The organism is Amycolatopsis sp. NPDC048633 (assembly GCF_040650695.1).
Taxonomy (GTDB): Bacteria; Actinomycetota; Actinomycetes; order Mycobacteriales; family Pseudonocardiaceae; genus Amycolatopsis.
Map to the genome: position 1 here is coordinate 191,447 of NZ_JBEZHS010000015.1, position 26,961 is coordinate 218,407.

Below are 26,961 nucleotides of genomic sequence, written 5' to 3' on the forward strand. Positions count from 1 at the left end.
TCAGCGGGGACATGACGATCGGCCGGCCGATCGCATGCGTGAAGTTCTGTACGGCAGCCTTGTCAGGCCGCTCGGCAAAGCCGGCACGTGACCGGCTCTCGAGTACGCGGAGAATCTCCACGCAGATACGGCTTCAGGTGATGCGCGATGGCCTCAGCCAGCATCGGGGGAACCGCGTTGCCGATCTGCTTGGCAACCTGCAGCTTTGTGCCACACCACTGGAAGTCGTCGGGGAAGCTCTGCAGCCGAGCCGCCTCCCAGTGAGTGATCGGTCGGTCGACACTGTGACCGTTGTCGTCCTGTTCCCATTGGGGGTGTAGGTACTGGCCTTTTTCCGGTTTGAAGAACTCCGTGCGGATCGTCAACGACGGCATGTCCCATTGCATCCGCCCCATGACGTCGGTGGTGCCGGCCTTCTTCTCCCGCCAGCACCGCGACAGCAGATGATCGGGCAGGTTGAAACGACCACCACCCGGCGGAATGTACCGGTAGCGTTCCAGAGACCGCTCGACCGGCTTACGACCCACGTGGAGATCGGAGCTCTTGAAGACGCCTGGCACGTTCTCGTCGAAGAATTTGACCCGCGACGCTGGCAGCTCTGTCGTGACGGGCTTTTCGGGTAGACCGGATAAAACGTCACGAGTGGTGTGCCATTCGGGCAGGTCGCCCAGGGTATCTGGGCGGGCGTGCGTCGGTGTGGGCAGTGGAATCTTCCCGATCCTCGACGCGATGACGATGGTTCTTTTGCGCCGCTGCGGGACGCCAAAATCCGCGGCGAGCAGGAAACCGGAGGACAACTCGTAGTCCTCCAAAAGGCCACCTGGCGCGGCTTCGGCTTGCAGCAACGCAAACTCACTGGACGAAAAGAACCGATCGACGTTCTCGATCACGAACACCCTCGGCTTCGCGTGCCGAACGAAGCGGATGTACTCCTTCCAGAGCTTGTTCCGCGGATCGTCCACGTTGCGCGAGCCGAGGTTGGAGAACCCTTGGCAGGGTGGCCCCCCGATGATCAGATCGGCCCTGGGAATCTGGTCGTCCGGGATCGTCGCGATGTCCGCGTAGCGGGTGTGAGACTCTCCGAAGTTGGCCGCATAGGTAGCGGCGGCATGTAGGTCGAACTCGACCGACATCGACGGCTTGAAGTCCTTCGCGGCTATAAAACCCGAGGTCATGCCGCCGCAACCGGCGAACAAGTCGATCATCGTGAACGGTTTCGTACCCACACTGTGCAGGTTAGTCGAATCCACCGACAGTCTGGGACATTGACCCGGATCCGGCTGTCTGCAGGTTGCCGCGACACCGACGCGTACTCGCCCGCACCTGCAGCAACCGAACGAGCCTGACGCGAGGCAGCGTCAACTGCCTGTCTGCGCCGTGTAGCCGATGAACCGCACCGGGCCCCGGTGCTCAGGGGCGACCTGGTCGAGGACGGCGAGGTCGAACACCGCCGTGGCGTCGAGATCGGTGATGGTGGAGGTGTAGTCGTGGTGGGGCTGCGTGGCCATGTACCACTCACCGGCCGGTAGTCGCGGTTTTCACCGGCCGTGCCGACGTTCACCCGGTCGGAATGCACCTCTCCGATGACGTACCTGAGCAACGACTCGACCTCGACTTGGACGCCATCCGGAACCCGATCCGCTGCAACTGGACTGGTCCCAGCGTCGCTGATGCGAGCCGTATCCAGGCGGGCTCGGCGCCAGCCTCGATCCGCATATTCGCGTAGGCGTCGCTCATCATCTCGCACGCGGCCTCGACGCCGGTGACTTCGACGACCTGCTCGTGTTCGCGGTGGGGCGATTCGGTGTCCGGCTCGGGCGCGGTGTCGGCGGGGACGGCCACGGCGTCCGGAAAGAGTCGAAGCGGGGCACGGTGGCGCAGGATCGGCGGCGTCCAAAGTCCGGCGCATGGCCGTGGCATCGGGCGCAGGCAGCAGGACGCAGTAGTACCCACGGATGGATCCAGTGCGCGGGAACGTGATCAGATGCGCGCCAGCCAGCCTGGCCGGGACCACGGCGATCTCGCGCAAGTCCAGTGATACGCGGGATGCGGGTAGCGCGTCGGCGGTGATCCGCAGCAGCGCGCCGATGACATCGTCTCCGGTCGCGTAGGACGTCGCGGCAGGCAGGGCCTGCACCAGGCCTCGGTCCGACCGCAGCGCGGTGATCGTGTCCCGTGGCAGGCTGTCACCTCCGCTCCGGCAAGCCGAGTTCACGACGTGAACGCTGCGGTGACCGATCCTCCCGCCACCCGGAGATGTCCACTTGGGGCGCAGTCGGTGGAGAGATTGTAGCGGGGTGGACGATTTGCCCTGGATCTTGCGAAACCCCAGATCGGAGGTACCTCGGTCACGGTAGAACCCCTCACGGGCACCGTGGTCGAGCTCACCGAAGCAGCTGATCACCGACCGGAGGTCCGCGCCAGACGAGAGGCCGTGTGGGGGGGGTCACTACTCGGGCGACAACTTCGGCTCCGAGAGCTCGAGGCGGCGCGCCGACCTGGAAAGCAGTTTCTCGACCCGGCTGATGCGCCGCTCGGACACCTCCAGGAGCCGGCGGACCCGTCTGGTCATCTCGGTCGCGTACGCCGCCTCGTCGCACCGGGTCTCGTTATCGCCTCGCGGACCGGGCAAGCCCACTCCCTTCGCCACGGCGGAAAGCCCTCAGTGGTACTCCGAACATGGACGCGGGGTCGCCGCCGGATGGGCGTCCGATGGACGAACGGTTTACGAGCCGCTCGGCACGGACCTCGCCAAACCGGTCGTGGTGCTCGTCGAAGACGAAGCGGACCTCGTCGCGATGGCCGGGGCCTACCTGCGCCGCGACGGCTTCCAGGTCGTGACGGCGAGCGACACGCGTCGGCCGCCGCGGCGCTGCGCGAGCACCACGCCGACCTGATGGTGCTCGATCTGGGGCTGTCCGACGGCAACGGGCTGGACCTGTTGCGTGGGTCCGCGCCGGCCGGTACCTGCCGGTGATCATCCTAACCGCCTGGAGCAGCGAGCGGGTCGTCGGCCGGAGCTGGGCGCCGACGACTATGTGGTCAAACCGTTCCCCCTCCCGGAGCTGGCCGCTCGGATCCGGGCGGTGCTACGCCGCAGCCGGCGTCCCCCAGGCCGACCCGATGCTCCGGTACGGCACGCTGGCGATCGATACCGGCTCCCACAAAGGTCACCGCCGACGGTCGGCCGCTCGCCCTCACCCCCTGGAGTACGCGCTGCTGGCCTTCCTCGCCGCCGAGCCACACCGGTCTTCACGACCGCGCAGCTGCTGTCCGCGGTGTGGGGGTGGGGGTGGGCGAGCGCCACGACCCGTCGGTCGTCGAGCACGTCTACCGGCTGCGTCGCAAGCTCACCGACGCCGGGGTGGACCGGCCCCGTATCGTCACCGTGCGCGGCGCCGGCTATCGGCTGGACCCGTGACCCGGGTCCGCGGGGGTCGACTACCGCCTGCTGTTCGAGCAGCTGCCGTCGCCCTACCTGCTGATGACGGCCGATTTCGCGATCGTCAGCCTACGCGCGGGGCCACCATGATCGACCCGGCCGAGGTCGCCGGGAAACCGATGTTCGAGGTGTTCCCGGACAACCTCGACGCCCCGGACGCCGACGGCGTCGGCAACCTGCGGACGGGCGTGGAACGGGCCGGGCGGACGCGATGGCTCTGCAGCGCTACGACATCCGCCAGCCGACGGTCGGTTCGTCGTGCGGTACTGGAGCCCGATCAACAGCCCGGTCCTCGACGACGCCGGGCGGGTGACCCTCATCGTGCTCCGCGTGCAGGACGTCACCGAGCTGGTCACCCTGCGGGAGCAGGACCGGGAACGCGCCGCGGCGCAGGTGGAGCAGATGGAGGCGGACTTGTTCTCCCGCGCTCGCGAACTGCAGGAAGCCAACCGGCAGCTGCGCGACGCGAACGCGGGCCTGGCCGTCGCCACCGAGGAGCTGCGGGCCCAGCAGCACAGCAGCAACCTTCGCTGCGGTGACCGACGCTCGTCACGCCCGTGATGTTTCTGGTAACCACCGAGGAACCCGTGCTTGTCCGGCCAGGTCGGCGCCAGGGTGCCGCGGTCGGTGCCGTAGGGGTCTGCCAGTGCTTGCTCGTCGTCAGGTCTGCCGCGTTCGCCTGTCGCAACTGTCGTACCGGTCGATCGCTCGTGGCCAAACTGTGACAGTGCGTTTCACTCGCTGTGCGTCCGCGCTGTCGACGGTCTGCAGACTTCGCAGCAAATGCTGGACCTACTCGACCCAGCCGATGAGCAGCAGCGGTCCAACCGCATCAAACCCAGCCTTACCCTATTGGCCTGTACGAATAGGGTCGGCAACATTCAGAGCAAGCGTCGCGATGCTGGCAGCGAGGAGGAGCCGCCGAGCCGACCGCAGCACCGCTTCCGGAGCGCCGTGCATCGCCAGATGCCTGGTGCCCACGAGCAGGCCGAGCTCGGTCCGGTCCAGCGCCGGGAAGCTCAGCCCGACATGCTCATCATCGTGGTGACGAACCTGCTCACGCTGGACGAGGACCCCATCACCGCCTCCCGCGCTTCGACGAGAGGTCGTACGTCGCCTCGATGACCAGGGTGCCAGTCAGATCAGGCTGTTCGGGACATGATGGTCTGCGTGGTGCCCCCGACGGGGTTCGAACCCGCACTTTGTCGATTTTAAGTCGACTGCCTCTGCCGATTGGGCTACGGGGGCACCGCACACTCTAGGTGATGGCCGCTAGTGCAACGTCCACGACTGGTTCGCCGCGCCCGTGCACGTCCAGATCTGCAGGGGTGTTCCGTCCGCCGAGCTCGGACCCGTTGCGTCCAGGCACTTGCCCGACGCCGGGTTCAGCAGCTGGCCGCTCGATGCCGTCCACTGCTGGGCGCCCGTTCCGTTGCAGTCGTACAGCTGGACCTTCGACCCGTTCGCCGTGCCTGCCGCGTTCACGTCCAAGCACTTGCCCAGCGCCCGCAACGTGCCCGATGTGGACGTCCACTGCTGCGCGTTCGTCCCGTTGCACGTGTACAGGTCGACCACAGTTCCGTTCGTGGCGGAAGCGCCCGCCACGTCCACACACTTGCCGCCGTAGCCCGTGATCGTGCCGCCCGAAGTAGGCGGCGGGGTCGTCGTGCCGCCGCCCGTGATTGCGTTGAAGATCCGGGAGTACGCGTAGCCCGTTGCGCGGTCGTAGTCCTGGAGCTCCCAGAACGACAGCTCCGCGACTCCGTTGGACGCTGCGAACGTCTCCAGCTGCTGGGCGTCCGACTGGCTGAACTGCGCGCCGTCGTCGTTGCGGCCGGCGATCGGGGTCAGGCCCATCATCGCGTACGCCGCCGAGGTCGAGATTCCGTACAGGCTCGCCAACTGGGATGCCGAGGCGCGGGCCGCCGAGAGGGCGTCGCCCAGGACCGGCTGGCCGTCGTAGAAGTCCATCACCATCAGGTTGACCACGCTGACCTTGACGCCCTTGTTCTTCGCGTCGCGCAGGAGGTCGAGCTCGTTGCCCGGAATGCCCGTCGGGTCGACCGCCAGCGTGTAGTCGACCTGGACCGCGGAGTTCTGCTGCTGCAGCGCGGCCAGCGCCGAGTTGCGGCGCTGGTTCGACGCCGTGTCGTTCAGGACGCCACCCTCGATGTCGAAGTCCAGGCGCGGGGTGCCGTACGTGTTGACGACGTTGGCGTACGCCGACGTCAGGCTCGCGGTGTTCGTGCAGGTCTGGGCCAGCTCGCCGCCCTCCGCACCGCCGAACGACGGGATGACGTTGCCGCCTGCCGCCTGCAGGGCGCTGATCTGCGACTTGAACGAGCCGACGCCGGTGCCGTTCGCCTCCCACACCGGCGTGCAGCCGGACTGCGGGGTCAGGAACGCCAGCGTGAAGAACTTCGTGCCGGTGGCGTTCATGTCGGCGGCCATCTGGCCGGCGTCGCCGTCGCTGATCTGCAGGTACGGCGCCGCGTAGTGGGCCGGGAAGGCGGGAGTGGCCGCCTCGGCGGTGGACGGTGCCAGAGCGAGTGCGGCGACGATGGGCAACGCGGCCACGAGTGCCGCTCTGGTACGGGAAAAGCGGGAAAAGGACATGAAGAGCTCCAAGGGGGACCGTGGGGAGAGGAGCCGGAGCGGACTTATTCCGCGTTGTGAAGAAAGGGTTTACCCGCTCACCGGCCCAGTTGTCCAGACCATGTCGCTCACCGGCACACAGCCGGATTTTCCCTGCCAAAACGGCGAAAAACACCAAAAAGGCCTCCCGCACGAGTGCGGGAGGCCTTCGGGGAAGCGGAAAGTCAGGACTTCGAGACGCGCGCGAACTCGTCCTTCGGGTTGTTGATCTGCCCCAGCGAGATGACCTCACGCCGGAACAGCCCACCGAGGATCCAGTCGAAGAGGATGCGGATCTTGCGGTTCCACGTCGGCATCGCCTTGAGGTGGTACGCGCGGTGGAAGAGCCACGCCGGGAAGCCCTTGATCTTCAGGTTCAGCGCGTCGGCCACGCCCTTGTGCAGGCCGAGGCTCGCCACCGCGCCGAGGTTCTTGTGGAAGTAGTCCTTCGGCTTGCCGCCGCGGATCACCTTGATGATGTTCTTCGCCAGCAGCGTCGCCTGGCGCACCGCGTGCTGCGCGTTCGGCGGGCACGTGGCCGTCGGGTCTTCTTCGGTGCGCGAGAGGTCCGGGATCGCCGCGTTGTCGCCCGCGGTCCACACGTCCGGGTGGCCGACGACCTGCATGGCGGCCGTCGCCTCGAGGCGGCCGCGCTTGTCGAGCGGCAGGTCCGAGTTGGCCAGCACCGGGTTGGCCTTCACGCCGGCCGTCCAGATGAGCGTGTCGGTGTCGAACTCCGTGCCGTCCGAGAGCACGACGTGACCGTTCTCGAACGACTTCGCCGCCGTCGACAGGTACACCTCGATGCCGCGCTTCTCCAGCTGCTCGACCGTGTACACGCCGAGCGTCTCGCGGACCTCGGGCAGGATCCGCCCGGCGGCCTCGACGAGCACCCAGCGGACGTCGGCCGGCTGGATGTTCGGGTAGTAGTTCTCCACCGCGAACCGGGTCATGTCCTCGAGCTCGGCCAGCGCCTCGATGCCGGCGAACCCGCCGCCGACGACGGTGAACGTCAGCAGGCGCTTGCGCAGCTCGGGGTCCAGCGTGCTGGCGGCCTCGTCGAGCTTGGTCATGATGTGGTTGCGGAGGTAGATCGCCTCGCCGATGGTCTTGAAGGCGATGCCCTGCTCGACCAGGCCCGGGATCGGCAGGATCCGGGCCACCGCGCCGAGCGCGACGACCAGGATGTCGTAGCCCAGCTGCTCGATGTGGCCGTCGGCCGCCTCGACCGTGACGGACTTCTTCTCGTTCTCGATCTTGGTGACGCGCGCGGTCAGCACGTGGCAGCGCTTGAGCACGCGGCGCAGCGGCACGACGACGTGGCGGGGCTCGATCGCGCCGGCCGCGGCCTCCGGGAGGAACGGCGCGTAGGTCATGTGGGGCTGCGGGTCAACGACGGTCACGGAGGCCTCGTTGGCCCGGAGCATCTTCTGGAGGCCGTACGCCGTGTAGAGCCCGACGTACCCACCACCGAGGACGAGGATCCGAGTCGGTTCCGACTTCGACTTCGCAGCAGCCATGTCCTCATGGTGACACCTTCCCGGGCGCCTCGCTCGGGGACCCCATCTCGCTGTGACCAGCGTCGCTGCGGTTTCCGTAACGATTCAGTTCGGCCCCGTCACCGAGGCCGCGGCCTGGAACACGTCGGCCACCATGGCGTGGGTCACGAGCCGGGTCTGGACATTCCGCGGCGACACGTGATAACAGCCGAAAAGGCGCAGGTCGTCCAATTCCACCACCGATCCGTGCGCGAACGCGGGACGCGGCCGCGGCACCGGCCAGCCGGCCGCGGCGAGCACGGGCAGTAACGCCTGCCACCCGAACGCGCCGAGCACGACGATCGCCCGCAGTGTCGGACGTAACAACGTCAGCTCCTCCGCCAGCCACGGACGGCACGTGTCGCGCTCCGCCGGCGTCGGCTTGTTGTCCGGCGGCGCGCAGCGCACCGGCGAGACGAGCCGCGTGCGGTAAAGCTCCAGGCCGTCGCCCAGCCGCTCGGACGTCGGCTGCGACGCGAGCCCGACCTCGTGCAGCACCCGGAAGAGGAAGTCGCCCGACGGGTCGCCGGTGAACATCCGGCCGGTGCGGTTCGCGCCGTGTGCCGAGGGCGCAAGCCCGACCACCGCGATCGACGCGTCCGGCGGCCCGAAGCCCGGCACCGGCCGCGCCCAGTACTCCTCGCCGCGGAAGGCCGCTTTGGTGCCCACGACACCTTCGCGCCAGGTCACCAGCCGCGGGCAGGCGCGGCACCCGGCGACCGCCGCGTCGAGCTGGGAAAGGGACCTCATCGCAGCGCCGCCCGGGAGAGCCGGTCGGCCTGCCGCGTCGTCTCGGGCAGCCGGTAGCGCGGGCTCAGCGCGAGCGTCAGCCGGCAGGCGTGGGCCAGGTCGATCCGGTGCCCCGCCGAGACGTACACCGGCTTGACGCCGTCCTGGGTCCGCAGCACCGCGCCGACTTCCTCCCCGGCGTCGACCAGCGGCTCCGACGACCCGCGAGCCGACGCTGGAGGAGCGTGCGAGCCGACGAACCGCGTCTTGCCGACGCCGAACGCGGGCAGGCCGGTCAGCACGCCGAGGTGGCACGCGAGGCCGAAGCGCCTCGGGTGGGCGAGGCCGTGGCCGTCACAGACCAGGACGTCCGGCTCGCGGTCCAGCCGCTCGAGCGCGGCCAGCAGCGGCGGCAGCTCGCGGAAGGCGAACAGGCCCGGCTCGTACGGGAAGACGGCCTTCGCGCGGTGGGTCCGCTCCTCCACGACCGTCAGCCCGGCGGTCTCCAGCGTGACGACCGCCGCGGCGATGTCGCCGTCGTCGTCGTAAGCGACGTCGAGACCGGTCACCGTCGGCGGCAGCTCCGGGAGGTCGCCGGTGAGCTCGACCCGGCCGCGCAGCCGTTCCTGCACGGCGAGCGCGTCTTCGGCCGTCGTCGGCCAGTCCCCGGTGTGCACCGCGTCACCCTGTCACAACTAGGTTGGGTCCATGGCGGACACGACCCCCGAAGAGGCTCCCGAGAAGAAGGCTCCGGAAACGACCGAGATCCCGGCCGAGCCCACCGATGACATCGTCACCACGCAGCACACGATCACCGTGAAGCGGAAGAAGCTTTCGTACACGGCGAAGGCGGGGCGGATCGTCCTCCGCAAGGAGATCGTGAAGGACGGCAAGTCCGAGGGCCTCAAGGCGAAGGCCGAGGTGTTCATCACCTCCTACACCCTCGACGACGCCGACCCGGGCTCGCGGCCGGTGACGTTCGCCTTCAACGGCGGCCCCGGCTCGTCGAGCATCTGGCTCCACATGGGCCTGCTGGGCCCGCGCCGCGTGCTCTCGGGCGACGTCGACGACCTCGTGCCGCCGCCCTACGGGCTGACCGACAACCCCGAGACGCTGCTGGCGCACAGCGACCTCGTGTTCATCGACCCGGTGTCGACCGGCTACTCGCGCGCGTCCGAAGGCGGCGAGACCAAGGACTTCCACGGCTTCCAGGGCGACATCGAGTCGGTCGGCGAGATCATCCGGCTGTGGGTTTCGCGGCACCAGCGCTGGCTCTCGCCGAAGTTCCTGGCCGGCGAGTCGTACGGCACGCTGCGCGCCGCCGGGCTGGCCGCGCACCTGCAGGAGCGCCACGGGCTCTACCTCAACGGCCTGCTGCTGATCTCGTCGGTGCTCGACCTCGGCACGCTGCGGTTCACCGAGGGCAACGACCTGCCGTACGCGCTGTACGTACCGACGTACGCGGCGATCGCGCACTACCACGGCCTGCACGGCGAACGCCCGCTCGACGACGTCCTCGCCGACGCCGAGGACTTCGCGGCGAAGGACCTGCCGTGGGCGCTCTCGCGCGGCGCGCGGCTGTCCACCCAGGACCGGGCCGACGCGGTCGCCACGCTGGCGTCGCTGACCGGGCTCACCGAGTCCTATGTGGACCGGGTGAACCTGCGGATCGAGCACGTGCGGTTCTTCACCGAGCTGCTGCGCGACCGCGGCCTGACGGTCGGCCGCATGGACGGCCGGTTCACGACGTGGGAGCCGGACGGCGGCCGCGAGCACATGAGCGACGACCCGTCGATCTCCCGCATCATCGGCGCGTACGCGGCGTCGTTCAACCACTACGTGCGGGCCGAGCTGGGCTACGAGAACGACCTGCCGTACGAGCTCATCCACGAGGACACGTTCAAGGCGTGGTCCTATTCGGACTTCGAGGGCCGCTCGGTGTCGGTGGCCGACTCGGTGAGCGCGGCGATGCGCGCGAACCCGCACCTGCAGGTCCACGTGGCGTTCGGCCACTACGACGGCGCGACGGCCTACTTCGCGGCCGAGCACGTGCTGGCCCACCTGCAGATCCCGGAAGAGCTGCGCGACAACATCGACACGGCGTACTACCCGGCGGGGCACATGATGTACGTCCACGAGCCGAGCCGGGTCCAGCAGGCGAAGGACCTCGCGAAGTTCGTCAAGAAGGCCTCGAACCGCTGACGTCCGGTGGGGCCGGCGTGCGTGCCGGCCCCACGACGTCAGTCGGTCAGGCCTTCTTCCAGCGAGCGGTGCAGTTCGTCGGCGCGCTCCCGGGTGTCCGCCCACGCCGGGCTGACGTGCACGATCTCCTTGCCCTCGGCCAGGGAGACGCCGGTCAGTGCGCGGACCGCCCGGATGCTGTCCACCGGGGAAAACCCGCGGCGCCGGAGCACGGCCAGCACCTCGTCCAGCCCGGCCCCGGCCGCGAGGGACGCCCGGGCCTCCGCGAGGAACCGTTCGTACCCCGTCGCGTCGATCACGCTCCCGCCTCCGTCACTTCGTCAGGTCGATGACTATGTCGACCGGGTGGCCGACGGGCCCGGTCCGCCGGACCCCGGTGATCCTGAGCTCGGTGAAGCCCTGGGCCTTCGCGGCCGGCTGGATGACCGTCCGCAGCTCCCGCAGGACCGCCCCGGAGTCCAGCGCGCCCCGCTCGAGCCCGTCCGTGCCGTAGACGGCCACGTCGGACAGCGTAAGCGTCGTGCCCTCGGTGCTGATGCCGGAGAGCATTTCGACGTCGCCCTGCGCGGTGGACATCCGGTGGTAGAACTCGTCGCCCGCCCGGAAGTCGTTGATGTCGCAGAGCTCACCCGTGTTGTGGACCAGCACCGGCGTGGCGCCCGCGAGCACGTAGTACGTGTGCAGGGTGTCGACGGTCAGGTTGTAGGTCCGGACGTTCCCCCCGTGCGGCCGGTTGGCGAGCACGGTGACGTGCTGCCCGCCGGTGGTGTCGAGCTCGTCGCCCGGGCGGACCTGGGCGGCGTCGGTCCACCGCCGCGTCGTGGCGTCCCAGAACGGGTGGTGGGCGGTGCTCTTGATCGTCTCCGGGCCACTAGGCGTGGCCACGGTGACGTCGGTGAACTCGGTGTCGTCGTCGGTCACGACCACCGCGTCGACGGCGTGCTGCTGCGTGACCGGGCTTTCGGGCGCGGCGTTGGCGATCCGGTCGCCGGCCACGACATCCGCGATCGGCTTGGCCGAACCGTCGGCCATCAGGACCGGGGTGTCACCGGTGAAGCTGTTGCGCCCGCACGGCCCCATCCGCGCCAGCCGCTCGGCGTCCTCCGCCAGGCCCGCGTCCTCGCCGAGCAGCCGTTCGCTCGTCGAGGCCTCGTTGACCGCGGCCGCGAGCTTGCTCGCCTCGGCCGCCACCGAGAGCGCTTCGGCGCCTTCTTCGGCGATCCCGATGAGCTCTTCGAGGCCTTCGAGCGCCGCGCCCTCCCCGGGCGGGCCGATCATCGTGTGGGCCGCCATCGCCGCGGCCGGGTCGGGCAGCGGGTTGAAGTTCGGGTCCCACATGTTGTTCGGGTCCAGGCACCGGTTGATCAGGTCGTCGTCGCCCTCGTTGAGCCGGCGGCAGACGTCCTGCATCTTCCCGAAGATGCGTTCACGGTCGGCGTCCGTGCCCGTGACCAGCAGGATGCAGTCCGGCGTGCTGAGCATGATCGAGCCGCTCTGCGGCCGGTTCTGACAGGCCGTGGTGCGGTCGTCGATGACCTTCTGCTTCTCCGTGTTGGCCTTCGTCACCACGGTTTGCCACGCCTGACGAGCGGCTTCCGCCGCGTCGCCGGCGTCCTTGCCCGCCTGGACGGCGGCGTCGAACGCGATCCGCGCGGACGAACTCGCCTGCTGCGCGTAGCCGGCGGCGAGCTGGGCGGAGTGCTCCGCGGACAACGCCGACCGGCCGGCCCGATCGGCCGAGGCGACCGCCGAGGCGGCGGCCTGCGCGGCGGTCGCCGCGGAGTGCTGGGCCTGCTGGGCCGAGTTCGCGGCCTGAGCCGCCGCGGCCTGAGCCTGGTTGGCGTACCCGGCCGCCTGGCTGGCCGCGGTGGCGGCCTGATTCGCGTAGTCGGCGGCCTCCTGCGCCGCGTTCCGGGCCCGCGCGGCCGCCGCCTGCGCGTCGTCGGCGTCGTGCGTGGCGTCGGCCGCGGCCTTGGCCGCTTGCGCCAGCAGGCTGTCGATCGCCGCGTAGTGCGCGGCGGTGTTCTGGTCCCGGCGGGCCGCGGTGAACTGCCCGACCGAGAGGAACTGCTGCAGCAGCTGGGCCGGGCCGTCGAGCGCGGCCTGCGCCGTGGCCGCGAGCTCCCGCGAACCCGAGCTCGTCGCCGCGGCCAGGATCTGGTTGGCCCGGACACGGTCGTCGCTGGCCGCCGCCGTGTACTGCTCGGCTTCGAGGAACTGCCGCAGCGGGGTGTCGCCGCCGGCGTCGAGGGCGCGCTGCCCGTCGGTCACCACGGTGGTCCGCCCAGCGGCGCGGGCGGTGGCCATCACCTGGTCCACCTGGATGCGGTCGTCCTGCTCGCGCCCGGGGTAGTCCCGGCCGCGGAGGAAGGCGAGGACCTCGGCGTCGGACCCGGCGAGGGCCGCGGTACCGGCCGTCTTGAACGCGCTCGTCCCGGTCGTGACCAGGTCGTCCAGGATCGTCCGGTCGTCCTGGCCGGCGGCTACGGCCAGGCCGTGGCGGACGAACTCGAGGGCCTGGTCGTCCGGCTGGCCGAGGGCCCCGATCGCGGCGGCCTGCGTCCACGGGCCGGCCCCCTCGCCAAGCTTCATGGCGACCTTGCGGGCGTCGGCGACGGCGGTGCCGCGGTCGGTGCCCGGGGCGGCCGCCTCGGCGATCATCCGGTTCGTTTCGGCGTCCCAGGTGCTTGCCTGGTCCGCGTCCCACCGCGGCTTCGCGGGGATCGAGGCCGCGACCCCGACGGCTTCGCGGGCGGCGTCGTCGGCCTGCTGGCCGGCCAGCGCGATCCGGTCGGCGTCGGCTTGCCGGGCTGCGGTGGCGATCTGCGTCGCCTGGTTGGTGGCGTTGACCGCCGCTGTCGCCGCGGCCGACGCGGCGTTCGCGTGCTCGGTCGCCTTCTGAGCGGCGTCCGCGGCCTCGCCGGCGTGCGCGGCCGCGTCTTCGGCGGCGTTGGCCGCGTTGGTCGCGTCCGTACCGGCGGCCCGGGCGGCCACCGCCGCGATACCGGCCTGGTCGGCCGCCTGGTTCGCCCAGGACCGGCTGGCGTTCGCCGCGGCGACGGCGCGCGCCGCCTCGGCCCGCGCTCGCGCCGCGGCGGCCCTGGCCGCGCTCGCGTCGGCTCCGGCGGCCGCGGCGTTGTCGGCCGCCTCGGTCGCGGCGTTCGCGGCCGCGACAGACCGGCTGGCCGCGTCTCCGGCGGCGCTGCCGGCGATCCCGGCCTGCTGCGACGCGGTTCGCGCCCAGTCGGCGGCGTTCGCCGCGGTCGACGCGGCGTTGGCCGCGTCGCGAGCCACCTGGGCCGCGAACTTCGCGTCCGCGGCCTTCTTCTTGTCCCCGACCGCCAGCGCGGCGGCGTCGTAGGCGTTGGACGCGGCCCGCCCGGCGGCCGCCGCGGCCGCGGCGGCCCGGGAAGCCGCCGCGGCGGCGGTGTTCGCGGCGGCGGACGCCGCATTGGCGGCCCCGATGGCCTGCCGCGCGGTGGCGGCCGCCTGCTGCGCGGCGAACGCCGCCCGGCCGGCCGCGTCGGTCGCCTGCTCCGAATGTCCCTGGGCGGCGGCCGCGGCGTCCTTGGCCGCCTGGGCCGCGGCCTGCGCCGCCGCCGCTTCCGCGACCGCGCGATCCGAAGCCTCCTTCGCCGCCTGGGTTTCGGTGGCGGCCTGCGAAGCGGCGTTCGAGGCGGTGGCGGCGAGCTGCGTGATGTCGGCCGTCTCGGCGTCACGGGCCTGCGCGACGGGAAGGTCGATACCGAGGAACCGGGTGTAGGCGTCCACGCTGCCGTCGTCGAGCGCCTGCTGGGCGACCGCCTGTACCTCGGGTCCGCCGGCGGACATGGCCTGGTTGACGCGCAGCCGCTGGTCCATCTCGAACGCCGAGCGCCAGCCGGCCGCCAGGAACTGCGCCAGCGCGTCGGTGCTGCCGTCGTCCAGCGCCCGCTGGGCCGCGGCCTTGACCTGCGAACCCCCGGCCGCGAGCACCTGGTTGACGCGCACCCGCAGGTCGACGCCGTAGGCCGCCTCCCAGCCGGTGTCCAGGAAGTCGGTCAGCGCGGTGTCGGTGCCCGCGTCCAGGGCCCGCTGCCCCGCGCTCCGCGTCGCCGAGTCCCCGGCGGCCATGATCTGGTTGACGTGGACGTCGTGGTCGATCCCGCTGTCCCGCGCCAGCTGCGTGGTGAGGAACCGGGCGACGTCGGCGTCGGTGCCGGCCAGCGCCACGGCCGCGTCGGCCCGGCTCACCGGCCCGCCGAACTTCCAGATGAACGCGACCTTCGCCCGGTCCGTCGGCGGGACCGACGGTGCCGAAGCGGGCGGGGCGTCGTCGGCGACGGCGGCCGGCACGGCGACCGCTCCGGCCGTCACGGCGACGACCGCCGTCGTGATCAAGGCAGCACGAAATCGTCTCAGCGCGGTGCGCACGGTGAATGTCCCCCTCGAACGGAATCCGGGTCCCCGACCGTTTTTCCTCAGGTCGAAGATTTCCCGATCGAAGCCTCGGCTGTCAACGACCGGATGGCGCAACGATCACGCTCTCACCAGGCAAAACACCGATTCCGGAAGCATTCGGCGAAATCAGGCCAAACCGCTTTCCGGGGGCGAGAGGTCCACAGTGGACTGGTCCGGGAGCGGGACGCCGTAGTGGCCGGGCGGCAGGGGCCGGCGGCCCCGGACGTAGGCGATCAGCTCCGCAACGACGACCAAACCGGCGTACGCGACCAGCAGCGGCCCGTACCCCGGCGGCAGCCGGTGGGTGACGACGTCCAGGATCGGCGGAACCGCCGCGAAGGACGGCGACGCCCCGTGGAGGTTCTCCGCCAGCAGCCGGCGGTACACCGCGAACGAGGACTCGTCCTCGGCGAGCACCGGGGCGCGCACGAAGCTGATCAGGATCCCGCCGCCGCAGAGCAGGCTCACCCCGAGCAGGGTCAGCCAGCCGGCGGCGTAGGCCGGTGCCGCGGAAAGCATCGAGAGCGCGAGAGCCGCGCCGCCGCCGTAGGCCAGCACGCCGGCCGCGATGAACCAGCCGCTGAGCGGTTTCGTCACCGCGCCGGGCCACGGGCGCGTGTGCTTCGCCAGCTGCCGTTGCCGGGACCGGACGCCCCGCCAGATCGTCAGCTGGACGACGAAGCAGCCGAAGTACGCGGGCGTGCTCACGGCCGCCCCGAAGAGCCGCACGTGACCGACCGCGCCGACGAGCGCGAGCACGCCGAACAGCAGGAACCACGGCACGCTGCGGATCGTGACGGCGTTGCGGGTGACCAGCAGCGCGTCGATGTACGGCGTCGGCGTCGCCACGCGTCGACCGCGGCTCGCCAGCCAGCGCAGCCCCATCCGCTGCTCGGCCGTGGTGCTCATGCCGCCTCCTCGTAGCAGGCGTCCGCGGGCAACGCGGGCACCCGGCGCCGCTGGGCGAACCACACGACGACGTGCGTGGCCACCGCGAGCACCACGTAGCCGGTCAGCCACGGCCAGGCCGGCGCGTCCCGGAACACGAGGTCGGCGACCACCGGCACCGCGAAGAGCGACGGCATGGCGAGCTGGACGTCTTCCAGCCGCGTCACGGCGTCGACGGCCAGCGAACCTTCGTCCTCGGCGAGCACAGGCCGCCGGACCACGCCGGTCAGGATCACCGCGTCCACGACGGCGCCCAGCGCGAGCAGGCCGAGCCAGAACAGCGCCCAGACCGAGCCCGTCGCCGCCAGCGCGATCCCGAGCGCGGCTCCCCCGCCGAAGGTGATCAGCAACGTCGTCAGGTACCAGCCGTTCACGACCTCCCGCCACGGCGGCCGCGGCCGGTCCAGGCGCCGGTCCCCCAGCTGCACGGCCGCCCGCCGGTCGCCGGCACGGAGGTGGAGCCATGCCGTGAGCAGCACCGAGGCGGCGATCAAGGACCACCACCCGCCGTCCGGCAGGTCGCTGCTCCGGTCCACTCCGGGCAGGAGCCGCAGGAACTGGTAGCCGGCGATGCCGATGAAGATCACCGCGTTCACGAGGAAGACTGCGGTGAAGGCCTCGGGCGCCCGCTTCCCGCCGCGGACGCTGAGCCGCGCGGTCAGCGACGTGGCCGGCTCGGCCACCCGGACACCGCGGCCGCCGAGCCATTTGACCGCGGCCCGCTCTTCCGCCGACAACACGATCATCCGGTCACCTCCGACACGCGGGACCCTCCCCCGACCTACACGCCCGAAGCGCCGAAAGGGTTTACCGGCCGTAGAAACCCGCCGGCAGTTTCCGGCGCCGCGCCACCAGCCAGCCGATCAGGTGCGCACCACCCGCGAGCGCCAAGTACGCCGACGCCGACCACCCCAGCAGGCCCGGGGAGAGCCAGTCGACCGCGGCCAGGGGCATCGCCACCATGGCGAACAACGCCGGCGGCGCGTAGCGGTAGGCGTCCTGCCCCCGGAGCAGGCCGTCAACGGCGTACGACGTCGGGTCCTCGGCGATGACCGGGGCGCGCAGGATGCGGCCGAGGACGGCTGCGGTGGCTCCGGCCCCGACGGCCAGCGCGAACGTCTGCGCGAAGGCGTCGAAGGACGGCGCGACGACGATCGTGGTCGCGCACAACGCCGCTCCCCCGCCGAACGTGATCGTCGTGGCGGCCAGGTACCACCAGCCCACCTGCCGCGCCGCTTCCCGCAGTGCGGGCGGGGCGCCGGTGCCCGCCAGGCGCTCGGCGACGTCTTCGCGGCGGTGGACCTCGCGCCAGCGGACCACCTGCAGGACGGCGGCGACGACGAAGACCGCCCCCAGCCGGCCGGGCACCTGCCGGAACGCGGAGCTCGCCGCGGTCGCCGCGCCGAAGGCGACCACGAACCACGGCAACGTCCGGGTGGCCCACTCCCGGGAACCGATGCGCAGGGCCAGCAGACGGGTCGGGAGCCAGACCGACACCCCGCGGCGGCCCAGCCACATCCGCGCGGCGCCCACCTCCGCGACCGTCGGCTCGCCCGGCAACCGCGGATCCACCGGCAACGCCGGTTCGTGCACGTCCACCCGAAACCTCCCCCTCGTCCCGTCGTACACGCGGAAAGCCCGGGGGAGGTTGGCTCCTCCGCCGAAGTTACTTGTGCCGCCCGAAGTACCGCTCGGGCAGCGAAAGCGCTTCCAGCACACCGATCGCGCCGACCTGCGCGATCCGCTCCTGGCCCACCAGCGCCCCGTGCCGGTCCTCGGCGATCTCCCACCGGATCTCCGGCTCGCCGGGCTGCTCGCGGTCGGCCCTCTTCTCGGCGATCCGCTCCGGCGGCAGGTGGACGCTCAGGTCGTGGATCCGCTCGTGCAGCCGGTCGAGGTGCGGCGAAGGCGGGCTCTTCTCGAACCTCATCGACAAGAACCGCTTGAGCATCCACAGTTCCTGGCTCTCCGACAGCACTTCGCGGACGACCCTGGCCCGCATCGGCCAGTCGGACCGCGTGAGGAACTCGTCGTTGGCCTCGCCGTCCCGGTACTCCACAGCACCATGGCGAGGTCGTCGGCCATCATCGGCGCGTGGATGCCGTTCAGCGCGTGCGGCGCGGTCTTGCGGAGCCCATCCGGGGCCATCCGTCCCCCGACAATCGGAAAACGGCCCACCCCCGGCTGGCGGAGGTGGGCCGTTTCCGGAAAACCTACTTCAGGTACTGCGATCCGCGGGTCACCGCGGCGTAGGCGTCGACCGCGCCGTTGCCGTAGAAGCCGTTGAACGACGGGCCACCTTCGCAGGTGGCCGTGAACTCCGGCCCGCGGCCTTCGTCCACGTAGTCCACCGTCCGCGGCACCGGGCAGGCGATGTCCGACGCCGTGCCCTCGAGCACGCGCTGGACCTTGTCCGGGTCCAGGCCGAAGCCGGCACCCGACTTCTTGCCGTACTGCGAAACGATCAGCGCCGAGACGCCGGTCGCGTGCGGCGACGCCATCGACGTGCCCTGCAGCCACTGGTAGTAGCCGACCCGGCCGTCGGCCGCCGTCGCCTTCTGGACGCCCAGGTCGACACCCGCCGGCGTCACGTTGCCCGCCGCGTCGATGGTGCCTTCGGCCACACCCACGTTCTTCGGGTACGTCGAGAGGATCTCGTTCTCGACCGTGCGGAACCACGGCGTGCCGAAACCGTCGCGGAAGTAGCCGCCCGGCGCGGAAACCGAGATCTGCTCGGTGCCGTAGTTCGAGTAGTCCGCCTTCGCCTGCGACGGGCCGAAAGCCCCGACGCCGATCGTGTGGTTGCCCTCGACCGGCAGGTTCAGGCAGGAGTTGTTGTCGACCTGACGCGGGTGCGTCGTGTTGGCCGGGTAGTCCGGGCTGGTCGTGTCGGGCTGCGGCGCACCGAGGTCGGTGTGCTGGTTGCCCAGCGCGACCACCATCGTGACGCCCTTGCGGTGCGCGTAGTTCAGCGCGCGCTGGGTCGCCTCGATGATCGTGCGCTGCTCGGCCTGTTCCGCGGCCGAGTCGGCCGGGTTCGCGGCACAGTTGTACAGCCACGGGTCCGTGTAGAAGCTCATGTTGACCACGTCGATGCCCGCGTCGCCGGCGTAGGTCAGCGCGTCGACCGTCGGCTGCAGGAAGAAGTAGCCCGAGTCCTGGCCGGCGCGGATGTTCACCAGCGTCACGTTCGGCGCGACACCGGAGACGCCGAAGCCGTTGGCCGCGGCGGCGATGGTGCCGGCGACGTGCGTGCCGTGCCCGCCGTCGTCGTGGTTGGCCGGGTCGACGCAGCCGCGGAACTCGCACGGGCCGTCGACCTCGACGCCGTTGACGTCGAACGGGATGTCCTTGACGAAGTTGCGCGAGTCGGCCGCGTCGAAGTTCGGCGCGATGTCCGGGTGGGTGCCGTCGACGCCGGTGTCGATGACGCCGACCTTGACCTGCTTGCTGCCCGGCTGCTTGGTGCGGGAAAGGTCCGAACGGACGGACTTGAGGCCCCAGAGCTGGTCGTCCAGCGGGTCCAGTCCGGCGGCCTTCTTCGCGGCGGCGTTCCCCTTGGCCGTGCCGCGGCCTTCCTTTTCGACGGTGTTGTTCTTGGCCTTCTTGCCGTCCTTCGGCACCGAGCCGATGACCTGGGCCTTGGCCGCGCCGAACACGGCCCGGTTCGTCGAGACGCGCTCGCCGAACCCGGTGGCCGGGGCGCTGGCCTTGATGAGACCGACGGCGGTGTTCGTCTCCAGCACCGTGCCACCCGCGGCGCGGATCGCCTGCTGGGCGGTGCCGATGCTCTGGGTGTCCTTGGCGAGCACGGTGAATTCGGTGGCCGGGCCGGACAGCGCGGGCTGCGCCGACGCGACCGGGACCGCGACGGCCGAGATCGCCCCGAACAGCGGGACGGCCATGGCCGCGGCGAGAAGCCTGGGTCTCTTCACGATTCTCCTCCTCGGGAAAGCGGTTCCTGCACCGTATAGATCGGACATTGTGGTTACAACGGCCAAACGTACGTTACGGAACAACCGACTTCTGCTCCGCGAAGTGACAAGCTGACAAGTGGCCGTCCGTCCGCGGCACCAGCTCCGGCACCTCCGAAGCGCAGATGTCCTGCGCCTTCCAGCACCGGGTGCGGAACCGGCAGCCGGACGGGGGATCCAGGGGACTCGGGACGTCGCCTTCGAGCCGGATGATCTGCCGCTGCCCGCGCACGGCCGGGTCCGCCACCGGCACCGCGGACAGCAGCGCCTGGGTGTACGGGTGGGACGGTCGCTCGTAGATCTCCTCGTCGGTGCCGATCTCCACGATCTTGCCGAGGTACATCACCGCGACCCGGTTGGACAGGTGGCGCACCACGGAAAGGTCGTGCGCGATGAACACGTAGGACAGTCCGAACTCGCCCTGCAGGTCGCCGAGGAGGTTCATCACCTGCGCCTGGATCGAGACGTCCAACGCGGACACCGGCTCGTCGCAGATGATCACCTTGGGCCGCAGCGCGAGCGCCCGCGCGATGCCGATGCGCTGGCGCTGCCCGCCGGAGAACTGGTGCGGGTAGCGGTTGAGGTGCTCGGGGTTGAGCCCGACCACCTCCAGCAGCTCCTGCACCTTCTTCGCCCGCGAGCCCTTCGGCGCGACGTCGGAGTGGATCTCGAACGGCTCGCCGACGATGTCGCCGACGGTCATCCGCGGGTTCAGCGAGGTGTACGGGTCCTGCAGCACGATCTGGATCTCGCGCCGCAGTTTCCGCAGTTCGGTGCCGCGCATGGAAAAGATGTCGCGGCCCTCGAACTTCGCGCTGCCGCCGGTCGGCTCCTCCAGCCGCATCAGCACCTGGGCGAGGGTCGACTTGCCGCAGCCGGACTCGCCGACCACGCCGAGCGTCTCGCCGGGCATCAGGTCGAACGAGACGCCGTCGACCGCCTTGACCTGGCCGATCGTGCGCTTGAACAGGATGCCGGTGCGGACCGGGAAGTACTTCTTCAGGTCACTGACCGAGAGAATGGGTTCAGGCACGGGAGTTCACCACCTCTTCGGCGAAGTGGCACGCGCTGGTCCGGCCGAAGCCGATCCCGAGCGGTGGCGGGACGTCCACGCTGCACTTGGCTTCGGCCCGCTTGCACCGGGGGTGGAACGCGCAGCCCGGCGGGATGTCGAGCAGGCTCGGCGGCAGGCCCTTGATGGTTTCCAGCGTCTGTCCTTTGAGGTCGAGCCGGGGCAGGGAGTCCATCAGCGCGGCGGTGTAGGGGTGGCCCGGCGCGCGGAACAGCTCGACGACGTCGGCCTGTTCGACGATCCGGCCCGCGTACATCACCGCGATCCGGTCGGCGACTTCGGCCACCACCGCCAGGTCGTGGGTGATGAGCACGAGCCCCATCTTCCGTTCCGCCTGGATTTCCGCCAGCAGGTCCATGATCTGGGCCTGCACGGTGACGTCGAGGGCGGTGGTCGGCTCGTCGGCGATGAGCAGGTCCGGGTCCAGCGCGAGGGACATCGCGATCATCGCGCGCTGGCGCATGCCGCCGGAGAACTGGTGCGGGTAGTCCTTGATCCGCCGGGCCGCGGCCGGGATGCGCACGATGTCGAGCAGCTCGATCGCGCGTTTGCGGGCGTCCTTCTTGGACATCCCGAGCCGCACGGTGAGCTGCTCTTCGATCTGGAAGCCGACGGTGAACACCGGGTTCAGCGCGGACAGCGCGTCCTGGAAGATCATCGCGATCTCGCTGCCGCGCACCTCGCGACGCCGGTCCTCGGACGCCGTCAGCAGGTCTTCGCCGCGCCAGCGCACGGCGCCGCCGGTGATCACCCCGGGCGGCATGTCGAGGATGCCCATCACGGTCTGCGCCGTGACGCTCTTGCCGGAGCCGGACTCGCCGAGCACTGCCAGGGTCTCCCCGGCGTGCACCGAATAGCCGACGCCGTTGAGCACGTTGGCGACGCCGTCGGAGGTGCGGAACTCGACGTGCAGATCCTCTACTTCGAGCAGGAGTTCGTTGTCGGACAAGGGGATCTACCTCGACTTCGGATCGAGCGCGTCGCGGATGCCGTCACCCAGCATCACGAAGGCCAGCACGGTCAGGGTGACGAAGGCACCGGGGAACAGCAGCATGTGCGGGTCACTGCGGAAGTAGTCCCGCGAGTCGCTGATCATCACGCCCCACGAGATCACCGGCGCGCGCACGCCGATGCCGAGGTAGGCCAGCGTCGCCTCGGCGCCGATGAACGCGCCGAGCGCGATGGTGGCGTACACGAGCACCGGCGCGATCGTGTTGGGCAGCAGGTGCCGGAAGATGATCCGCGGCGTGCTCGCGCCGAGGCCGCGCGCGGCCTTGACGTAGTCGAGCTGCTTGGCCACCAGCGTCGCCGAGCGCATGATCCGCATCGCCACCGGCCAGCTCAGCACCGCGATGGAGCAGACGACCTGGACGATGATCGTGACCGCGCCGGGGCTGGTGCCGGGCGCGTTGAACGTCGTCAGGATGACGATCGCGCCGAGCACGAACGGCAGGCCGGCGAAGATGTCGCCGAAGCGCGACAGCAGGCTGTCGATGAACCGCCCGTAGTAGCCGGCGATGATGCCCACCAGCGAGCCGAACAGGACGGTCAGCAGCGTCGAGAACACCCCGACCAGCAAGGACGCGCGCGTCCCGTAGATCGTGCGGGCGTACACGTCGGCACCCTGGTTGTCGTAGCCGAACCAGGCCTCCGCGGACGGGCCTTCGTTGGCGTGCCCCAGGTCGCTGAAGCCCGCGTCGCGCGAGCTGAACAGGCCGGGCGCGACGGCGATCAGGACGATCAGCAGGATGATCACGGCGGAGGCGACGACCGCGGGCTTGCGCCGCAGCTGGCGCCACGCGTCACTCCAGAGGCTGCGGGGTTTCTGCGGGCTGGTCGCGGAGTCGTCGACGCGGGACAGCTCGGCCGCGTCGGCCCCGCCGCCACCCACCAGGTTCGGGTCAGTCATAGCGGATCCTCGGGTCGAGAACGGCGTAGAGCAGGTCGACGATCAGGCTCATCAGCAGGTACACCAGCACCAGCAGGACGACCACGCCGACGACGGTCGCGCTCTCCCGGTTCTGGATGCCGCGGAAGATGAGCCCGCCCAGGCCGTTGATGTTGAACACGCCCTCGGTGACGATCGCGCCGCCCATCAGTGCGCCCAGGTCGGTACCGAGGAAGGTGAGCACCGGGATCACCGAGTTGCGGAGCAGGTGGACGCCGACGACGCGGCTGTTCGGCTGGCCTTTCGCGATCGCCGTGCGCACGTAGTCGGCGCGGCGGTTTTCGGCGATGCTCGTTCTCGCCAGCCGCGCCACGTAGGCCATCGACAGGCTGCCGAGCGCGATGCCGGGCACGATGAGCTCGCCGACGCTGGGGTTGTCGGACACGCTCGCCTCGATCAGGCCGAGGCCGTTGCTGCCCAGCGCGAGCTGCAGCACGATCGCGGTGACGAACACCGGCAGCGAGATCAGGAACGTGGTCGAGACCAGCACGAGGTTGTCGAGGAAACCCTTGCCGCGCAGGCCGGTCAGCACGCCGGCGGTGAGCCCGATGAGGGCCTCGATGACCACCGCGATCACGGCCAGGCGCAGCGTGATCGGGTACGACGTGGCGATCAGCTCGCCGACCGAGGTGCCGTTGAAGGTCTCGCCCCAGTCGCCGGTGAACAGGCTCCCGAGGTACTTGAAGTACTGCACGAAGAGGTTGTCGTCCAGGTGGAACTTCTCGGTCATCTGGGCGATGTAGGCCGGCGGGCAGGCGGTCTGGCCGCACTTGCCGGAGAACGGGTCGCCGGGCACGGCCCAGACCAGGACGTAGATGAGGAAGGTGGTGCCGAAGAACACCGGGATCAGCTGGAGCAGCCGCCGGAGGACATAGCGGATCATGACGGGTTCCTAGTGCGCGCCGGGCGTCGTGGGCGGGAAGGTGCTCCCGCCCACGACGCCGTGGTGGTGGTAACGGCAGATCAGCGCGTCACTACTTCTTCAGGACCTCGATGGACGGGAAGTCCGGCATGCGGCGGAAGTCCAGCGCCGCGGACTTCAGGTTCTTCGACTTCGCCGCGACGCCCTTCTCGTCCCACGTCGGGATCGACGGCAGGTCCTTCGCGATCAGGTCCTCGGCCTGCTGGTACAGCTTGACCGCGGCGTCCTTGTCGGCGGTGGCGTCCGCCTGGGCGAGGAGCGCGTCGACCTTCGGGTTCGAGTACGTCGAGTCGTTCGAGGAGCCGCCGGTCTTGTAGATCGGGTTGAGGAAGTCCTCGATGGACGGGTAGTCCGCCGACCAGTCCGACCGGCCCATGCCGGTGAGCTTGTGCCCGGTGACGATGCTGCGCCACTGGCCGAAGTCGGTGGCCGGCACGAAGTCGCACTCGACGCCGAGGGTGTTCTTGATGCTGTTGCACGCCGCGACCAGCGGTTCCTTGCGGCCACCGTCCGCGTTGGACGCGATGGTCAGCTTGCCCTTGTAGCCGGACTTCGCGAAGGCCTCCTTGGCCGCCGCCGGGTCGAACTTGCAGAACTCGCAGACGCCCGGCCGGGCACCGGGGATGCCCTGCGAGATGTAGCCGTCGGCCGGCACGTACGTGTCGTTCATGACGGTCTTGGTGATCTGCGCCCGGTCGATCGACATCGAGATGGCCTTGCGCAGCTCGAGGTTGTCGTAGCCCGGCACGTAGTACGGCAGGGCGATGGTGCTGATCCCGAGCAGGTGGCCGGTGACCAGGCGGTCGCCGAGGTCGGCCTTGTACTTGCCGCCCGCGACGGCCGACGGCGGCAGCGCCTCCATGAAGTCGAGCCGCCCGCTCAGCAGGTCCTGGTAGGCCGTCTCCTGGCTGGAGTAGATCTTGATGTCGAGGTCCTTGAAGTGGACCTTGTCGTCACCCTTGTAGTCGTCGTTGCGGGTGAGCTTGATGTCCTGGTTCGGCGTCCGCGAGACGAACTTCATCGGGCCGTTGCCGACCGGGTGCTGCTCGAAGCCCTTGGGGTCCTTGAAGAACACGTCGGGCAGCGGCGCGAACGCCTGGTAGCCGACCTTGATGTCGAACACCGAGAACGGCGTGTCGAGGGTGACCTGGAACTCGTAGTCGCCCTTCTGCACCAGGCCGGACATCTTGTCCGTGGTCGGCTTGGCGTTCTCGTCCGCGGGGTGGACGTCCTTGTACCCCTGGATGTTCGAGTAGAAGTCGGTGTTGAGCTGCCCGTTCGGGGCGTAGGCGCCGTAGTTCCAGGCGTCGATGAAGTTGTGCGCCTTCACCTCGGTGCCGTCGTGGAACTTCCAGCCCTGCTTGATCTTGATGTCGTAGACCTTGGAGTCGGTCGTCGTGATCGAGTCGGCCATCAGGTTGAACGGCTTGGCGTCCGCACCCTTGAAGCCGACCAGCGTCGCGAACATGACCTGAATGGCCTTGGTGCCGCCGAGGTCGTTGATGTTCGTCGGGACCAGCGCGTTCTGCGGCTCGGTGCCGTAGACGCTGACGGCGCCGTCAGGGTTCGTCTCGCCGGCACCCGTGGAGCTGCCCGAACCGCCGCCGCATGCGGCCAGCACGAGCGCCAGCGAGGTCATCACCACCGTGGGTCCCCAGAACCTGCGCGAACGACGCATGATCCCCTCCATCTCCGTCTGTCCGAAAGGTGAGACGCACGCTATCGGGGGCGGTGAAGGCGATCACAGGACTGCGGTGTTGCAAATCAGTGACGACCGTCAGGACCACCTGGTTGGAGCACAACCAAGGTAGGAATTCGGGTACTCCGGACGGCCTAGCGCGGACGCGTGGTCATCACCCGCTCACCGAGGGTTGGCGATGGATTCCCGTTGCGGCACAAGCCCTTTCGGATGTCCGAAAGGGCCGGTGGAGAGCTTGTCAAGGGCCCGCGGTGGCCAGAACCGGACGCGCGCGATCGGGCGCACCGCCGGGACCGGGGTGCGGTGCCCGTCCAAGATGGATCAGGCGAGCGACAGGGCGATCCCGTCCAGGATGTCGTGCTCGCTGACCACCAGCTCGGTCGGGCCGCCGCGGGCCGCGAGCTGCTCGGCGAGGGTCTGGACCACCACGGCGCCGCCGGCGATCACGTCGACGCGGCCCGGGTGGATCACCGGGTTCGCCGCGCGGGTGGCGTGGCTCTCGGCCAGCAGCTTCGTCGCGAGCCGGTCGATGTCGGCCGGACCGAGCTTCGACAGGTGGACGCGGTCGCTGTCGTACTCCGGCAGCCCGAGCGCGATCGCCGAAAGCGTGGTCACCGTCCCGGCGACGCCCATCCACGTGCGAGCGCGGGCGACGTCGACGACGTCGAACGCGTCGGTGAGGACCTTGCCGGCCAGGTCGCGGGCGGCGGCGATCTCTTCGGCGGTCGGCGGGTCGCTCTTCAGCGCGCGCTCGGTGATCCGGACGCAGCCGATGTCGACCGACTTCGCCGCGATCACCTCGGCCTTGCGGCCGTCCCACGTGCCCAGGACGAGCTCGGTCGAGCCGCCGCCGACGTCGGCCACGACGAACGGGCCGTCGTCCGGGTCCTGCTCGCCGACCGCGCCGGTGAAGCTGAGCCGGGCCTCCTCGTCGCCGGTGATCACCTCGGCCTCGACGCCGAGGGTCTCGCGCGTCATGCGGAAGAAGTCGTCGCGGTTCTTCGCGTCGCGGGTGGCGGAGGTGGCGACCATGCGCACCTTCTCGACGCCCTTGCGCCGGGCGGCGACCGTGTAGTCGGCGAGCGCGGCTTTGGTCCGCTCCAGCGCCTCGGGGGCCAGCTCGCCGGTGGCGTCGACGCCCTGGCCGAGCCGGACGATCCGCATCTCGCGGTGCAGGTCGCGCAGGTCGACCGTGCCGTCGTGACGCGGCGTCAGCTCGGCGACGAGCAGGCGGATGGAGTTGGTCCCACAGTCGATCGCGGCAACACGAGGCATGCGATCACCCTAACCGGCGGATCGGCGGCACCGGCTCGCCTCCCGGCGGAGGGTCGCGAATGACTCATTCGGGGGTGAGCCGCGCCCCCACGAGGTAATAGGGGGCGCCCCCGGGCGCGAGCTCACCGGGGGGGGGGC

Annotated in this window: 26 protein-coding genes and 1 tRNA gene; 5 read left to right on the forward strand and 22 right to left on the reverse strand. The window is 70.2% G+C overall.

Annotation, left to right across the window (positions count from 1 at the left end; all coding sequences use genetic code 11):
• Positions 1 to 62: 62 nt before the first annotated feature.
• The 4 genes from AB0C38_RS26190 to AB0C38_RS26205 all read right to left on the reverse strand — a co-directional run bounded on the left by AB0C38_RS26190 (position 63) and on the right by AB0C38_RS26205 (position 2,572).
• On the reverse strand, positions 63 to 1,226 hold the full coding sequence (locus AB0C38_RS26190; protein ID WP_360677903.1) for a DNA cytosine methyltransferase: 1,164 nt from the start codon (positions 1,224 to 1,226) through the stop codon (positions 63 to 65).
• A 132-nt stretch (positions 1,227 to 1,358) separates the two neighbouring features.
• Entirely contained in the window at positions 1,359 to 1,508 is a 150-nt protein-coding gene (locus tag AB0C38_RS26195) for a hypothetical protein (protein WP_360677905.1), read from the reverse strand.
• A gap of 49 nt (positions 1,509 to 1,557) precedes the next feature.
• The gene (locus AB0C38_RS26200; RefSeq protein WP_360677907.1) at positions 1,558 to 1,842 is read right to left on the reverse strand and encodes a hypothetical protein; all 285 of its coding nucleotides are present in this window, start codon (positions 1,840 to 1,842) and stop codon (positions 1,558 to 1,560) included.
• A gap of 607 nt (positions 1,843 to 2,449) precedes the next feature.
• The gene (locus tag AB0C38_RS26205; protein WP_360677909.1) at positions 2,450 to 2,572 is read right to left on the reverse strand and encodes a hypothetical protein; all 123 of its coding nucleotides are present in this window, start codon (positions 2,570 to 2,572) and stop codon (positions 2,450 to 2,452) included.
• A gap of 193 nt (positions 2,573 to 2,765) precedes the next feature.
• On the opposite strand from AB0C38_RS26205, the gene AB0C38_RS26210 reads away from it, so the two are divergent.
• The 4 genes from AB0C38_RS26210 (at position 2,766) to AB0C38_RS26225 (ending at position 4,567) form a co-directional block, all read left to right on the forward strand.
• A complete protein-coding gene (locus AB0C38_RS26210; protein ID WP_360677911.1) occupies positions 2,766 to 2,897 on the forward strand; it encodes a hypothetical protein in 132 nt (43 codons plus the stop codon).
• Positions 2,898 to 3,286: 389 nt separating this feature from the next.
• Positions 3,287 to 3,421: a helix-turn-helix domain-containing protein gene (locus AB0C38_RS26215; RefSeq protein WP_360677913.1), complete on the forward strand. Its 135-nt coding sequence runs from the start codon at positions 3,287 to 3,289 to the stop codon at positions 3,419 to 3,421.
• 279 nt (positions 3,422 to 3,700) lie between these two features.
• Positions 3,701 to 4,003: a hypothetical protein gene (locus AB0C38_RS26220; protein WP_360677915.1), complete on the forward strand. Its 303-nt coding sequence runs from the start codon at positions 3,701 to 3,703 to the stop codon at positions 4,001 to 4,003.
• 222 nt (positions 4,004 to 4,225) lie between these two features.
• Positions 4,226 to 4,567, forward strand: coding sequence for a hypothetical protein (locus AB0C38_RS26225; protein WP_360677917.1), 342 nt, complete (start codon positions 4,226 to 4,228; stop codon positions 4,565 to 4,567).
• A 46-nt stretch (positions 4,568 to 4,613) separates the two neighbouring features.
• On the opposite strand, the gene AB0C38_RS26230 is transcribed toward AB0C38_RS26225, so the two are convergent.
• From AB0C38_RS26230 to AB0C38_RS26250, 5 genes are all read right to left on the reverse strand, one after another.
• Positions 4,614 to 4,690, reverse strand: a tRNA-Leu gene (locus tag AB0C38_RS26230).
• Positions 4,691 to 4,714: 24 nt separating this feature from the next.
• Complete coding sequence (locus AB0C38_RS26235) at positions 4,715 to 6,019, reverse strand: ricin-type beta-trefoil lectin domain protein (protein WP_360677919.1); 1,305 nt, start codon at positions 6,017 to 6,019, stop codon at positions 4,715 to 4,717.
• Positions 6,020 to 6,261: 242 nt separating this feature from the next.
• Complete coding sequence (locus tag AB0C38_RS26240; RefSeq protein ID WP_284749028.1) at positions 6,262 to 7,596, reverse strand: NAD(P)/FAD-dependent oxidoreductase; 1,335 nt, start codon at positions 7,594 to 7,596, stop codon at positions 6,262 to 6,264.
• Positions 7,597 to 7,680: 84 nt separating this feature from the next.
• Positions 7,681 to 8,364, reverse strand: a complete 684-nt coding sequence (locus AB0C38_RS26245; protein ID WP_360677922.1) for a uracil-DNA glycosylase — start codon at positions 8,362 to 8,364, stop codon at positions 7,681 to 7,683.
• Positions 8,361 to 9,020: an endonuclease V gene (locus tag AB0C38_RS26250; RefSeq protein WP_360677924.1), complete on the reverse strand. Its 660-nt coding sequence runs from the start codon at positions 9,018 to 9,020 to the stop codon at positions 8,361 to 8,363. Before AB0C38_RS26250 ends, AB0C38_RS26245 begins: the two co-directional genes overlap by 4 nt.
• A gap of 31 nt (positions 9,021 to 9,051) precedes the next feature.
• Between AB0C38_RS26250 and AB0C38_RS26255 the strand changes: the two genes are divergently transcribed.
• Positions 9,052 to 10,545, forward strand: coding sequence for a peptidase S10 (locus AB0C38_RS26255; RefSeq protein ID WP_360677926.1), 1,494 nt, complete (start codon positions 9,052 to 9,054; stop codon positions 10,543 to 10,545).
• A 38-nt stretch (positions 10,546 to 10,583) separates the two neighbouring features.
• On the opposite strand, the gene AB0C38_RS26260 is transcribed toward AB0C38_RS26255, so the two are convergent.
• The 13 genes from AB0C38_RS26260 to AB0C38_RS26320 form a co-directional block, all read right to left on the reverse strand.
• Entirely contained in the window at positions 10,584 to 10,844 is a 261-nt protein-coding gene (locus AB0C38_RS26260) for a hypothetical protein (protein ID WP_360677928.1), read from the reverse strand.
• Between the two features lie 13 nt (positions 10,845 to 10,857).
• Complete coding sequence (locus AB0C38_RS26265) at positions 10,858 to 14,925, reverse strand: polymorphic toxin-type HINT domain-containing protein (RefSeq protein ID WP_360677930.1); 4,068 nt, start codon at positions 14,923 to 14,925, stop codon at positions 10,858 to 10,860.
• A gap of 186 nt (positions 14,926 to 15,111) precedes the next feature.
• The gene (locus tag AB0C38_RS26270; protein WP_360677932.1) at positions 15,112 to 15,894 is read right to left on the reverse strand and encodes a hypothetical protein; all 783 of its coding nucleotides are present in this window, start codon (positions 15,892 to 15,894) and stop codon (positions 15,112 to 15,114) included.
• Positions 15,891 to 16,679 (reverse strand): hypothetical protein, encoded by a 789-nt coding sequence (locus AB0C38_RS26275; RefSeq protein WP_360677934.1) that lies wholly within the window; start codon positions 16,677 to 16,679, stop codon positions 15,891 to 15,893. Before AB0C38_RS26275 ends, AB0C38_RS26270 begins: the two co-directional genes overlap by 4 nt.
• Positions 16,680 to 16,740: 61 nt before the next feature.
• A complete protein-coding gene (locus tag AB0C38_RS26280; protein WP_360677935.1) occupies positions 16,741 to 17,532 on the reverse strand; it encodes a hypothetical protein in 792 nt (263 codons plus the stop codon).
• Positions 17,533 to 17,599: 67 nt separating this feature from the next.
• Positions 17,600 to 17,992: a hypothetical protein gene (locus AB0C38_RS26285; protein ID WP_360677937.1), complete on the reverse strand. Its 393-nt coding sequence runs from the start codon at positions 17,990 to 17,992 to the stop codon at positions 17,600 to 17,602.
• Positions 17,993 to 18,146: 154 nt separating this feature from the next.
• Positions 18,147 to 19,838 carry a S8 family serine peptidase gene (locus AB0C38_RS26290; protein WP_360677967.1) on the reverse strand — a complete coding sequence of 564 codons (1,692 nt, stop codon included), beginning with the start codon at positions 19,836 to 19,838 and terminating at the stop codon, positions 18,147 to 18,149.
• 103 nt (positions 19,839 to 19,941) lie between these two features.
• A complete protein-coding gene (locus AB0C38_RS26295) occupies positions 19,942 to 20,940 on the reverse strand; it encodes a dipeptide ABC transporter ATP-binding protein (RefSeq protein ID WP_360677939.1) in 999 nt (332 codons plus the stop codon).
• Entirely contained in the window at positions 20,933 to 21,928 is a 996-nt protein-coding gene (locus AB0C38_RS26300) for an ABC transporter ATP-binding protein (protein WP_360677941.1), read from the reverse strand. The genes AB0C38_RS26295 and AB0C38_RS26300 overlap by 8 nt, the downstream gene beginning before the upstream one ends.
• A 6-nt stretch (positions 21,929 to 21,934) precedes the next feature.
• On the reverse strand, positions 21,935 to 22,888 hold the full coding sequence (locus AB0C38_RS26305) for an ABC transporter permease (protein WP_360677943.1): 954 nt from the start codon (positions 22,886 to 22,888) through the stop codon (positions 21,935 to 21,937).
• Entirely contained in the window at positions 22,881 to 23,810 is a 930-nt protein-coding gene (locus AB0C38_RS26310; protein ID WP_360677945.1) for an ABC transporter permease, read from the reverse strand. The genes AB0C38_RS26305 and AB0C38_RS26310 overlap by 8 nt, the downstream gene beginning before the upstream one ends.
• A 91-nt stretch (positions 23,811 to 23,901) precedes the next feature.
• Positions 23,902 to 25,527: an ABC transporter substrate-binding protein gene (locus AB0C38_RS26315; RefSeq protein WP_360677947.1), complete on the reverse strand. Its 1,626-nt coding sequence runs from the start codon at positions 25,525 to 25,527 to the stop codon at positions 23,902 to 23,904.
• Between the two features lie 342 nt (positions 25,528 to 25,869).
• Positions 25,870 to 26,823 (reverse strand): Ppx/GppA phosphatase family protein, encoded by a 954-nt coding sequence (locus AB0C38_RS26320; RefSeq protein WP_360677949.1) that lies wholly within the window; start codon positions 26,821 to 26,823, stop codon positions 25,870 to 25,872.
• Positions 26,824 to 26,961: the final 138 nt, after the last annotated feature.

What these genes read in the sequence shown, in the direction of transcription:
- AB0C38_RS26225 (WP_360677917.1), top strand. Translation starts at nt 4,226, where the DNA reads ATGCTGGACCTACTCGACCCAGCCGATGAGCAGCAGCGGTCCAACCGC.
- AB0C38_RS26290 (WP_360677967.1), bottom strand. Translation starts at nt 19,838, where the DNA reads ATGGCCGTCCCGCTGTTCGGGGCGATCTCGGCCGTCGCGGTCCCGGTC.
- AB0C38_RS26255 (WP_360677926.1), top strand. Translation starts at nt 9,052, where the DNA reads ATGGCGGACACGACCCCCGAAGAGGCTCCCGAGAAGAAGGCTCCGGAA.
- AB0C38_RS26240 (WP_284749028.1), bottom strand. Translation starts at nt 7,596, where the DNA reads ATGGCTGCTGCGAAGTCGAAGTCGGAACCGACTCGGATCCTCGTCCTC.
- AB0C38_RS26320 (WP_360677949.1), bottom strand. Translation starts at nt 26,823, where the DNA reads ATGCCTCGTGTTGCCGCGATCGACTGTGGGACCAACTCCATCCGCCTG.
- AB0C38_RS26195 (WP_360677905.1), bottom strand. Translation starts at nt 1,508, where the DNA reads ATGGCCACGCAGCCCCACCACGACTACACCTCCACCATCACCGATCTC.
- AB0C38_RS26205 (WP_360677909.1), bottom strand. Translation starts at nt 2,572, where the DNA reads ATGACCAGACGGGTCCGCCGGCTCCTGGAGGTGTCCGAGCGGCGCATC.
- AB0C38_RS26275 (WP_360677934.1), bottom strand. Translation starts at nt 16,679, where the DNA reads ATGATCGTGTTGTCGGCGGAAGAGCGGGCCGCGGTCAAATGGCTCGGC.
- AB0C38_RS26270 (WP_360677932.1), bottom strand. Translation starts at nt 15,894, where the DNA reads ATGAGCACCACGGCCGAGCAGCGGATGGGGCTGCGCTGGCTGGCGAGC.
- AB0C38_RS26305 (WP_360677943.1), bottom strand. Translation starts at nt 22,888, where the DNA reads ATGACTGACCCGAACCTGGTGGGTGGCGGCGGGGCCGACGCGGCCGAG.
- AB0C38_RS26315 (WP_360677947.1), bottom strand. Translation starts at nt 25,527, where the DNA reads ATGCGTCGTTCGCGCAGGTTCTGGGGACCCACGGTGGTGATGACCTCG.
- AB0C38_RS26245 (WP_360677922.1), bottom strand. Translation starts at nt 8,364, where the DNA reads ATGAGGTCCCTTTCCCAGCTCGACGCGGCGGTCGCCGGGTGCCGCGCC.
- AB0C38_RS26310 (WP_360677945.1), bottom strand. Translation starts at nt 23,810, where the DNA reads ATGATCCGCTATGTCCTCCGGCGGCTGCTCCAGCTGATCCCGGTGTTC.